This window comes from Ulvibacter sp. 2210JD10-4, assembly GCF_058148525.1.
The window spans coordinates 1-249 of sequence record NZ_JBYVJZ010000066.1 but is presented as its reverse complement, the minus strand read 5'-3'; the positions used below and the strand labels follow the sequence as shown (position 1 = coordinate 249).

1 pseudogene is annotated in these 249 nt (G+C 47.8%); it reads left to right on the top strand.

The features are described from left to right. Nucleotides 1–249, top strand: a pseudogene (locus ACY2RT_RS15490) (aconitate hydratase); the annotation flags it as partial.

Here is a 249-nt window from a genome sequence, read left to right as displayed (position 1 = left end):
TTCCTTTAACCGAAACTTTTCAAAACGTGCCGATGGTAACCCGAATACACATGCTTTTGTGGGCTCATCGGAAATGGTAGCAGCTATCGCTACCTCCGGCCGATTGGATTTCGACCCAATGAATGATACACTTTTAAATGAAGAAGGTTAGGAAGTACTGCTGGACGAACCCCACGGAGTTGAATTACCGCCAAAAGGCTTTGAAGGGGAAGATGCCGGATATCTGGAACCCGTGGCAGATGGAAGTGC